Source organism: Streptomyces kebangsaanensis (assembly GCF_001906585.1).
GTDB classification, from domain to species: Bacteria; Actinomycetota; Actinomycetes; order Streptomycetales; family Streptomycetaceae; genus Streptomyces; species Streptomyces kebangsaanensis.
The window spans coordinates 5,001-13,902 of the sequence record NZ_JUJA01000074.1 but is presented as its reverse complement, the minus strand read 5'-3'; the positions used below and the strand labels follow the sequence as shown (position 1 = coordinate 13,902).

Here is an 8,902-nt window from a genome sequence, read left to right as displayed (position 1 = left end):
GCGGTCCGGGCGGCCGGAGGATGGGGGCATGTACCACGGCTGTGCCCGCCGTGCCGGGTTCGCCGTGCCGGGTGGAAAGACGGATGGCTGATGTATCGCAACGACGGGTTCCGTGAGCTGGACCGGCAGGAGTGTCTGCGGCTGCTGGCCAAGGTGCCGGTGGGCCGTGTCGTCCACACGCGTCATGCCCTGCCGGCGGTGCTGCCGGTGAACTTCGCCCTGGACGGCGACGGTGCGGTGCTGCTGCGCACCTCGGCCGACTCGGAGCTGGTGCGGGCGGTGGAGGGTGCGGTGGTGGCGTTCGAGGCGGACGAGGTGGACGCGGTGGCGCGGTCGGGGTGGAGTGTGGTGGTGACCGGTGCGGCCGCGGTGGTGACGGATCCGGCCGAGCGGCGGCGGCTGGCGGTGAGCGGTCCGCGTTCCTGGGTGCCCTGGCCCCGGGAGGTCTTCGTCCGTATCGAGCCGGAGCTGGTCACGGGCCGCGAACTGGTCGGCGGACGCAGCATGTACGGTCTCGATCCACTCTCCTGACCTGTTCGACCGGACCCGCCGGAGGGCGCCATGCAGGATTCCCCGTACACCGTCGGTGACGTGATGACCCGTACCGTCGTCGCCCTGGCCGGCGGTGCGATGTTCAAGGAGATCGTGCGGACGATGGAGCGGTGGGGCGTCAGCGCGATGCCCGTACTGGACGGCGGCGGCCGGGTGATCGGCGTCGTCTCGGAGGCCGACCTGCTGCGCAAGGAGGAGTTCCGCGCCGACGAGCCGGACCTGCCCGGCCAGGTGTGGCGCCCGGTGGACGAGGCCAGGGCGGGGGCCGCGACCGCCGAGGAACTGATGACCGCCCCGGCCGTCACCGTCCATCCCGGCGCCGGCCTGGCCCGGGCGGCCCGTCTGATGGCCCGGCACGGCGTCAAGCGCCTGCCGGTCGTCGACGACGACGGTCTGCTCACCGGCATCGTCAGCCGCTCCGACCTGCTCAAGGTCTTCCTCCGCGGCGACGAGGACATCGCCGAGGAGATCCGCCGACGGCTTGCCGCCGCCCCGTTCCCGGCCCCGCCGGAGTCGATACGCGTGACCGTGCGCGAGGGCGTCGTCACCCTCACCGGCCGCGTCCAGGACACCTCCCTGACACCGCTCGCCCTGCGCCTGGCACGCTCCGTCGAGGGCGTGGTGGACGTCCACAGCGCCCTCGCGGGACCGCCCCGCCGCCCCCTGCTCGAACCCGACCTGGCCGACGAGCAGCCGTAGGGAGATCGCCCCGCGGTCCATCGGCACCCCGCCAGGGACCATTGGGCCCTCCTGCCGCAGGGCACCGGTCAGGAGAGTGGAGTCGTCCACCGAAGGAGGCCGCTGCCATGCCGACCACCCCTGTCCGTCCCGTCGTCGTCGGCCTCGACGGCGGCCGCGCCGGTCTCGCCGCGGCCGACTGGGCCGCCCACGAGGCCCTGCTGCGGGGTGTGCCGCTGCGGCTCGTGCACGCCTGGGAACAGCTGATCGTCCCGTACGCGTCCCTCGCGGGCGTGGCCGTCCCGCCGGACCCCAGGAGGTCCGCGCGCCTGCTCACCGGCGCCCGGGCCCGCCTGTCGCGCCGTCACCCCGGGCTCGAGGTCATCACCGACCGCCTCCCCGGAGATCCCGCGACGGCCCTCGTGGCCGCGGGGACGGACGGCGAGATGCTGGTGCTCGGCTCGCGCGGCCCGGGCAGGGCCGCCGGTTTCCTGCTCGGTTCCGTGGCCCGGAGGGTAGTGGCGCGGGCGGAGGGGCCGGTCGTACTGGTCCGCGCCGCCGACACCGGAAAGCCGGAGGACGACGGCCGGGAGCCGGTCGCGGGCGGCAGCGCCGGCGGCGACGTGGTCGTCGGCGTGGACCTGGACGGTCCCGACGACGCCGTACTCGCGTTCGCCTTCGAGGCCGCCGCGCGGCGCGGCACCGCCCTCCGCGTCGTCCACGGCCGCGGCCCGGCGGACGAGCCCGCCGACGGCGCCGGCCTCGCGGAGACGGACTCCGTGACCGCTCCGCTCGGCGACGTGCTCCGCCCCTGGCAGGAGAAGTTCCCCGGCGTGCCGGTGACCGCCCAGGCCGTGATCGGCCAGGCCGGCGCCCACCTGGTCGACGCCTCGGGGGACGCCGCGCTGCTGGTCGTCGGACGGACGGTCCGGCAGGGCGCGCTCGGCGCGCACGTCGGGCCGGTCACCGACGCGGTACTGCGCCACGCGGTACCGCCGGTCGCGGTGGTTCCCCACCCCTGACCGGAGCCCGCGCGGCAGGGCGGCCGGCCGCCCGGGAGGCGGGACGAACGGGCCCAGGGGCCCCGTCGCCGGCCCCGACCCGGGCCGGCCGGCTCATGCGGCGAGGGCCCGGCAGGCGTTGACTGGACCGTAGAGGCAGCGGAATCCCGGCAGCCGTACGGCGGCGCCCGGCCCGAGGAGGTTGCGATGGCGGCGCGACAGCTCGACAGCGGGACGGTGACCACGCTGGTCGCCGAGGCCACGGCAGCCCCGTCCATGCACAACGCCCAGCCCTGGAGGTTCCGCCTCCTGCCGGACGAGGCCCTGCTCCTGCTGTACGCCGACCTCCGGCGGGCCATGCACCGGTCCGACCCCGGCCACCGGGCCCTGCACATCGGATGCGGAGCGGCGCTGTTCAACCTGCGGGTCGCCGCCGCGCACGCCGGTCTCGCCCCCGAGGTCCGGCTGCTGCCCGACCCGGCGGACCCGCTGCTGCTCGCCGCGGTGCACTTCGCGGAACCCGCGACGGACGACGACGAACTGCGACGGCTGCACCCGGCGATCTCCAGGCGGCACACCAGCCGCTACCCGTTCACCGAGCGGGAGGTGCCGGAGGACGTCCGCGCCGCGCTGCGGGCGGCGGCGGCCCGGGAGGGTGCCGAGCTGCTCTTCCCCGGGCGCTGGCACACCGAGACCGTACTGGAGCTGGTCCGCGACGCGGAGGGCCGGGAAACCCTGGACCCCGTCACCAGGGAGGACCTGACGCGCTGGACCCGGCTCGGCCCGGAGGCCGACGTCGCCACCGACGGCGTCCCCGAGTACGCCTTCGGACCCCACCGCCGCGACGGAAAGGCCCCGCTGCGCGACTTCGCCGGCCGCAGGCCGGTGGCCGACCGCGGTGCCGCCGACTTCGAACGCAACCCGCAGCTGGCCCTGTTGAGCACCCGCGGCGACACACCGGCCGACTGGCTGCTCGCCGGCCAGGCGCTGGAACGGGTCCTGCTGGAGGCGACCTCGGCGGGCCTCGCCACCTCCCTGACCTCCCACCCGCTGGAGAGCCCGGACCTGCGCCTGCTGGCCCGCGACCCGGTGGCGGGCAGCGGCCACGTCCAGATGGTGCTGCGCCTCGGCTACGGACCCGGCGGCCTCGCCAGCCCCCGCCGCCCGGTCCACGAGGTCCTCGACATCACCTGACCGCACCGGCCGGGCCGCACCGGCCGGGTGCGACAGGCTCACCGGAGCGGCGCCGACGCCCGCACGACGGGCCCCGAACGGGCCCGCACGTCTCAGCCCTCCGCCTTCCGTTCCGTGAGGCTCCAGGCGTACTGGAGCCAGTCGGCGACGATGACGGCGCCCAGGCCGGCGCAGACGAGGCGGGCGGCGCGGGGAGCGCAGGTGTATCCGGCGGTCAGGGCGCCGGCCACCCGGGCGGAGGTGCAGAAGGGGCAGGAGACGAGGTCGCCGACGGCGCGGCGGACGCCGGTGCCGCGGGGTTCCTCCCTCACCTCGCCGGCGGGGATGTCGTCCGTACGGCGGGTGAAGGGGGCGCGCAGGAAACCGGTGACCTTGTCCTTGGTCAGCAGCCGGGACGCCTTGAACGTCGCACCGCCCAGCAGGACGACGTCCCACGGCGGAACCCGGTCGGGCAGGCGCACGCCCCGGCGCCGGGCCGTCAGGGCGAACAGCACCGCACCCGTCGCGAACACCGCCGCCAGCGCGGCGTACCCGCCGAGGGGCGCCTCGCCCTGTTCGTCGTAGGACCGCTCCGCGGCTGCCATGGCAGCCTCCCTGGCCGGTGTCGTGAGGATCATGTGACCCGGCCCGGGTGCCCTCCGGGCACGGGCTCATTCGTCGCCGGCCTCCTCGTGCTGCAGCAGGTGCCCCATCCGGTCGCAGAACAGATGGCCGAACAGCGCGCCGCCGTAGACGACGAACCCCACGCCGATCAGCCAGGACTCCACCACCAGGATGGTGCCGATGGCGCCGTAACTGACCGCGTTGGTCACGATCAGCGGGGTGAACACCAGGTCCGAGAAGACCCGCAGACCCACCAGGCCCACCATGGTGGCGACGGCGCCGGGGAACAGCAGCCGCCAGCGCACCTGGTGGCCGAGGAAGAAGTGCGGACCCCACCAGAAGAACAGCACGCCCACACCCACGCTCATCAGCATCCGGTGCGTCCCCTCAAGCACGGTGCGGGTGACCACCTGCACGTACAGGTACGCCATCAGCGCGATCAGCCAGACGACCTGGCGCCAGATCCGGTGCCACGGACCGGAGGGCAGCCGCCAGATCCGCTCGTAGGCGTTCTGCACGCTCGACGCGAAGGACACGCCGAACACGACGAGCAGCACCAGGCCCCACACGCTGGTGGTGGCGGCCACCTTGACCGGCGGATTGAAGACCTCCGTGAGCACCTTGGAGGACCGGCCGGACAGGTCCATGCCGTCCACCAGCCACAGCGCGAACCCGGAGTGGTGCAGGGGATCGAGCGCGGCCACCACGATCAGCAGGGGCGCCAGGGTGACCAGGGAGAGCGTGGCGAACCCCATCGCCCGGTGCATGAGCTCCAGCCGCTTGCCGCGCCGGTAGAGCTCAACGGCCCACCCGAGGTGCGTCGTCGGGCGCTCGGCGGACCCCCGCTCGCTCAACGCGGCCGCCGCGGGCGTCCGTCTCCGGGGCCGGCGCCGTGCGACACCGCCGTGCGGGACCGAGTCGGACGTGACATGGCGACGGCGCCTCCTCTCCGAGCCCCGGGCGGCCGGCACGCGGCCGCGCACACCCCATCATCGCGACCCGGCCCGCCCGGCGCACCCGGGCGGCGTCCTCACCCTGCAGTTGCGGACCGAACTCACCTGCCCGATACCGCGGTTGCTCAGCGGCGCCCAGTGGTGCGGCTGCCGGGCCGGCGGCCCGCCGCGGGGATCCGCAACGGCACGGCGCACGGGTGTCCGCGCGCTCTACGAGCGGTCGCCCTTCGGCTTGCCCCGCTGGTCCGGGGTGCCGTGCGGCGGCGGGCCGAACGGCACCGGCGAGGCCGCCGGGGTCGCCGGGGAGCCGGCGCGGCCCTCGCCCTGCCCGGGGCGCAGGGCGGTCGGGTCGCCCCGGGTCGGCCGGGCGCCCGCCTGGAGCTGCTCCGGGCGGGCGGTCGGTGAGCGCACGCGGCTCTCCAGGGAGCCGAGGGGCAGCCGGCCGCAGTCGGGCAGGGGCAGGGTGTCGCGGTCGTCGGCCATGGATCCCACTCCCTCCGTGCGCCGGCCTCGCCTTCGGGCAGGCGGGGTCAGGGGCCGCCCGGCCCGCCGCTGCCGAACGAGCCGCTGCCGCCCTCGTTCCAGCGCGGACGCGTCCGCGTCGGGCTCGTGCGGGATCCGAGGTTGCCGTGCTCCTTGAGCTGGTGCGGGGTCAGCCGGTCACGGCTCCTGGGCACCTCGTCGGGCTCGCGGTTCTCCAGGACCTCACCCACCGGACCGCCCTCCGGCAGCCGCGGCTGCTCCTCGGGGCGCGGCGGGGCGGGCTCGCGGCGGCGGATGCGTGCGCCCAGCCAGAAGGCGCCGATCAGCAGGACCAGCAGGCCGACGGCGACGACGAACGGCCAGACGCCGATCACGTAGCCCCGGGTCGCGGCGATGTCCAGCGATGCGGTAATCATGGCCCCGCGAGTACCCCTGGTCACCACCGCCAACCCGCTCACCCGGAGCGTGCCTGCCGGGTCCTCGAACGGTTCTCCTTGCGGATCGCGTCCAGCAGCTCACCCTTGGACATCCTTGAGCGCCCCTCGACGCCGAGGCGCCTGGCCACCTCGTACAGGTGCTCCTTGGACGCGTTCTCGTCGACGCCCTCGCCGCTGCGCCCGCCCTGCCCGCGGGGCCGGGCCGACCGCGGGTCCGAGGGGCCCTTGCGGCCGTCCTCCTTGCGCTCCCAGTGGTCGCCGACCTTCTCGTACTTGTGTTTGAGCGCGCCGTACGCCACCCGGTGCGCCCGCTCGCCCTCGCCGTACTCCTCCACCGCGGAGTCGTGGGCCTTGATCCAGGTGTGCTGAGCGTCCTCGGGGGAGCGCTCCAGCGTCGACGGCAGCTCCTGTCGTCCGGGCACGGGTCCACCTCCGTATCACGTCCGCGTCCTGTCCGCGTCTCCCCGTTCTCGGGCCGCACGGGTGCCCGGCGGGGGAGGCGGAAAACGGCCGGAAGCCTTCGGAGCGCCGCGTTTGGCGGCCGTGGCCCCGGCTACCCGCGCGGTGTGAATACGCCATCTTCCACGACTTCGCAACAGCGGGAACTCATCCAGTTCCTGGAGGACCGTTTCGCCTGCGCACAGGCGTGCACGGAGTGCGCCCGGGCGTGTGCGCTGCGCGCGAGCCTGGTGGACCCGGGCGGAAGCGAGGAGCAGGAACTCCTGCGGCGCAAGGGCATCATGTGCGCGGAGGTCTGCGACGCCACCTGCCGGATGCTCTCGGAGCAGAACAGCCAGGACGAGGCCGGCATCCGCGTCCAGCTGGAGTGGTGCCGGGCCGTCTGCCTGGAGAGCGCGCACGTCTTCGACCGGCACCCGGGCGCCGAGCGGACCGCCGACGCCTGCCGGGCCACGGCCCGTGCCTGCTCGGAATTCATGGCGACGCTGGGCTGACCCGCGGGCACGCGGACGTGGGAGCCTTGAGACGTGGGCGACCCCGGGCTGTTCGGTCCAAGATCCGTGACGTGGAACATGCACGGCGACCCGATGATGTGGGTGGCCGGCATCCGGGCGCTGTATCTGCAGGCCCTCCATCCGCGCGCGGTGCGCGGCGTGCTGCAGAACTCCGACTTCCGGCGTGACGCCTGGGGCCGGCTGCTGCGCACCGCCGGCTTCGTCGGGACGACGACGTACGGGACGGCCGAGGCCGCCGAGGAGGCGGGTGCCCGGGTGCGGAGGATCCACAGCATGCTCTCGGCGACCGACCCGGAGACGGGGGAGAGCTACCGGATCGACGCCCCCGAACTGCTGCTGTGGGTGCACTGCGCCGAGATCGACTCCTATCTGCACGTGCTGCGCCGCTCCGGCTTCCCGCTCACCGACGCCCAGGCCGACCGTTACATCGCCGAACACCGCGAAAGCGCCCGCCTGGTGGGCCTGGACCCGGACACCGTGCCCGCCGGCCGGGCGGAGCTCGCGGCCTACTTCGACACGGTGCGCCCCGAACTGGCCGCCGGAGCCGGCGCCCGGGAAGTCGACGCCTTCCTGCTCCGGCCGCCGGTGCACCCGCTGCTCGTCCCGGCGCGGGAGGTGCTGTGGCGGCGCGTGGCACGGCTGGCGTACGCCTGTCTGCCGCCGTACGCCCACGAGCTGTACGGCAGGCCGGCCCCCGCACCCGCCACCGTCACCCGCCGGCTGCGCGCCACCGGCACCCTGCTGCGCTGTGTCCCCGCACGTCTGCGCTGGCAACTCCCGCCCAAACACATCCTCCGCGCGATGGCCAGGCTCGGGCCCGAGGCCCGTCCCGCACCGTACAAAGCCGGACGACAGCCCGCCATACTGGACGGGGCACACGGCGACGGGGGCGGCGCGAGATGTCGGAGACCAGGCTGATCCAGGGCCGTTACCGGCTGCTCGACCCGATCGGGCGGGGCGGCATGGGCGAGGTGTGGCGGGCGCGGGACGAGTCGCTGGGCCGCCAGGTCGCCGTGAAGTGCCTCAAGCCGCTCGGCCCGCACCACGACCCCTCCTTCACCCGGGTGCTGCGCGAGCGCTTCCGGCGCGAGGCCCGGGTGGCCGCCGCGCTGCAGCACCGCGGGGTGACCGTCGTCCACGACTTCGGCGAGTCCGACGGCGTGCTCTACCTCGTCATGGAACTGCTCGACGGCCGCGACCTCAGCCGGCTGCTGGACGACAACGAGCACCGGCCGCTGGCCGTCCCGGACATCGTCGAGATCGCCGAACAGGTCGCCGCCGCCCTCGCCCACACCCACCGACAGGGCATCGTGCACCGCGATCTGAAACCGGCGAACATCATGCGCCTGGCCGACGGCACGGTGAAGATCTGCGACTTCGGCATCGCCCGGCTCGGCCACGACATCGGCTTCACCGCCCGGCTGACCGGCACCGGCATCGCCATGGGCACCCCGCACTACATGTCGCCCGAGCAGATCGGCGGAACCGAGGTCGACCAGCGCAGCGACCTGTACTCGCTGGGCTGCGTGCTGTACGAAATCGCCACCGGAGCACCGCCGTTCGACCTCGACGACACCTGGGCGGTCCTGGTCGGCCACCGCGACACCCCGCCCGAGCCGCCGCGCCGTCACCGCGCCGAACTCCCCGAGTACCTGGAGCGGGTCATCCTCGACCTGCTCGCCAAACACCCCGAGCAACGACCTTGGGACGCCCACGAGTTGTACCGCCGCATCGTCGCGGGCCGCACCGTGCCCTCCTACGTGCCCACGGTGGTCGCCCCGCGCCCGCGTCCGCGCCCGCCGGAGCCGGCCGGACGAGAGGCCCGCCTGCCGTCCTGGACGCGCGGCATGACCACCGGCCCCAAGGCGACCGGGACCGCACTGCGCACCACGCCCCCGGCCCCGGCCGCCGGCCTCACCGGGGAGTGGACCACGCGCGCCCTCACGGCCGGCACCGGCGAGCCCGCCCCCGACGCCCGGCCCGGCCCGCCCCCGGCGACCGCCAGGGCCCTCGCCGACCGGCACCAC

General features: G+C 74.9%; 12 protein-coding genes. 7 read left to right on the top strand and 5 right to left on the bottom strand.

What is annotated here, in order from left to right; genetic code table 11:
- Nucleotides 1–90: 90 nt before the first annotated feature.
- The 4 genes from RH94_RS10825 (at nucleotide 91) to RH94_RS10810 (ending at nucleotide 3,425) form a co-directional block, all read left to right on the top strand.
- Nucleotides 91–531, top strand: a complete 441-nt coding sequence (locus RH94_RS10825) for a pyridoxamine 5'-phosphate oxidase family protein (protein WP_073947304.1) — start codon at nucleotides 91–93, stop codon at nucleotides 529–531.
- Nucleotides 532–561: 30 nt separating this feature from the next.
- Nucleotides 562–1,251 carry a CBS domain-containing protein gene (locus tag RH94_RS10820; RefSeq protein ID WP_073947416.1) on the top strand — a complete coding sequence of 230 codons (690 nt, stop codon included), beginning with the start codon at nucleotides 562–564 and terminating at the stop codon, nucleotides 1,249–1,251.
- Between the two features lie 107 nt (nucleotides 1,252–1,358).
- Nucleotides 1,359–2,252 carry a universal stress protein gene (locus tag RH94_RS10815; protein ID WP_073947415.1) on the top strand — a complete coding sequence of 298 codons (894 nt, stop codon included), beginning with the start codon at nucleotides 1,359–1,361 and terminating at the stop codon, nucleotides 2,250–2,252.
- A 186-nt stretch (nucleotides 2,253–2,438) separates the two neighbouring features.
- Nucleotides 2,439–3,425: an Acg family FMN-binding oxidoreductase gene (locus tag RH94_RS10810; RefSeq protein ID WP_073947414.1), complete on the top strand. Its 987-nt coding sequence runs from the start codon at nucleotides 2,439–2,441 to the stop codon at nucleotides 3,423–3,425.
- A gap of 92 nt (nucleotides 3,426–3,517) precedes the next feature.
- On the opposite strand, the gene RH94_RS10805 is transcribed toward RH94_RS10810, so the two are convergent.
- The 5 genes from RH94_RS10805 to RH94_RS10785 all read right to left on the bottom strand — a co-directional run bounded on the left by RH94_RS10805 (nucleotide 3,518) and on the right by RH94_RS10785 (nucleotide 6,323).
- A complete protein-coding gene (locus tag RH94_RS10805) occupies nucleotides 3,518–4,009 on the bottom strand; it encodes a DUF1360 domain-containing protein (RefSeq protein WP_073947413.1) in 492 nt (163 codons plus the stop codon).
- A 66-nt stretch (nucleotides 4,010–4,075) separates the two neighbouring features.
- Nucleotides 4,076–4,882: a YhjD/YihY/BrkB family envelope integrity protein gene (locus RH94_RS10800; RefSeq protein ID WP_073947412.1), complete on the bottom strand. Its 807-nt coding sequence runs from the start codon at nucleotides 4,880–4,882 to the stop codon at nucleotides 4,076–4,078.
- A gap of 309 nt (nucleotides 4,883–5,191) precedes the next feature.
- The gene (locus RH94_RS10795) at nucleotides 5,192–5,464 is read right to left on the bottom strand and encodes a hypothetical protein (protein WP_073947411.1); all 273 of its coding nucleotides are present in this window, start codon (nucleotides 5,462–5,464) and stop codon (nucleotides 5,192–5,194) included.
- Nucleotides 5,465–5,511: 47 nt separating this feature from the next.
- Complete coding sequence (locus RH94_RS10790; RefSeq protein ID WP_073947410.1) at nucleotides 5,512–5,880, bottom strand: DUF6479 family protein; 369 nt, start codon at nucleotides 5,878–5,880, stop codon at nucleotides 5,512–5,514.
- A gap of 38 nt (nucleotides 5,881–5,918) precedes the next feature.
- Nucleotides 5,919–6,323 carry a ChaB family protein gene (locus RH94_RS10785; RefSeq protein ID WP_073947409.1) on the bottom strand — a complete coding sequence of 135 codons (405 nt, stop codon included), beginning with the start codon at nucleotides 6,321–6,323 and terminating at the stop codon, nucleotides 5,919–5,921.
- Between the two features lie 144 nt (nucleotides 6,324–6,467).
- Between RH94_RS10785 and RH94_RS10780 the strand changes: the two genes are divergently transcribed.
- The 3 genes from RH94_RS10780 to RH94_RS42995 form a co-directional block, all read left to right on the top strand.
- The gene (locus RH94_RS10780) at nucleotides 6,468–6,854 is read left to right on the top strand and encodes a ferredoxin (protein WP_073947408.1); all 387 of its coding nucleotides are present in this window, start codon (nucleotides 6,468–6,470) and stop codon (nucleotides 6,852–6,854) included.
- A gap of 78 nt (nucleotides 6,855–6,932) precedes the next feature.
- The gene (locus RH94_RS10775) at nucleotides 6,933–7,793 is read left to right on the top strand and encodes an oxygenase MpaB family protein (RefSeq protein ID WP_079188980.1); all 861 of its coding nucleotides are present in this window, start codon (nucleotides 6,933–6,935) and stop codon (nucleotides 7,791–7,793) included.
- A partial coding sequence (locus RH94_RS42995) for a serine/threonine-protein kinase (protein ID WP_234425680.1) occupies nucleotides 7,775–8,902 on the top strand: 1,128 nt, incomplete at its 3' end. The genes RH94_RS10775 and RH94_RS42995, both read left to right, overlap by 19 nt.

Coding starts and splice junctions, on each gene's coding strand:
- RH94_RS10825 (WP_073947304.1), top strand. CDS start 91: ATGTATCGCAACGACGGGTTCCGTGAGCTGGACCGGCAGGAGTGTCTG.
- RH94_RS10820 (WP_073947416.1), top strand. CDS start 562: ATGCAGGATTCCCCGTACACCGTCGGTGACGTGATGACCCGTACCGTC.
- RH94_RS10815 (WP_073947415.1), top strand. CDS start 1,359: ATGCCGACCACCCCTGTCCGTCCCGTCGTCGTCGGCCTCGACGGCGGC.
- RH94_RS10810 (WP_073947414.1), top strand. CDS start 2,439: ATGGCGGCGCGACAGCTCGACAGCGGGACGGTGACCACGCTGGTCGCC.
- RH94_RS10805 (WP_073947413.1), bottom strand. CDS start 4,009: ATGGCAGCCGCGGAGCGGTCCTACGACGAACAGGGCGAGGCGCCCCTC.
- RH94_RS10795 (WP_073947411.1), bottom strand. CDS start 5,464: ATGGCCGACGACCGCGACACCCTGCCCCTGCCCGACTGCGGCCGGCTG.
- RH94_RS10790 (WP_073947410.1), bottom strand. CDS start 5,880: ATGATTACCGCATCGCTGGACATCGCCGCGACCCGGGGCTACGTGATC.
- RH94_RS10775 (WP_079188980.1), top strand. CDS start 6,933: ATGCACGGCGACCCGATGATGTGGGTGGCCGGCATCCGGGCGCTGTAT.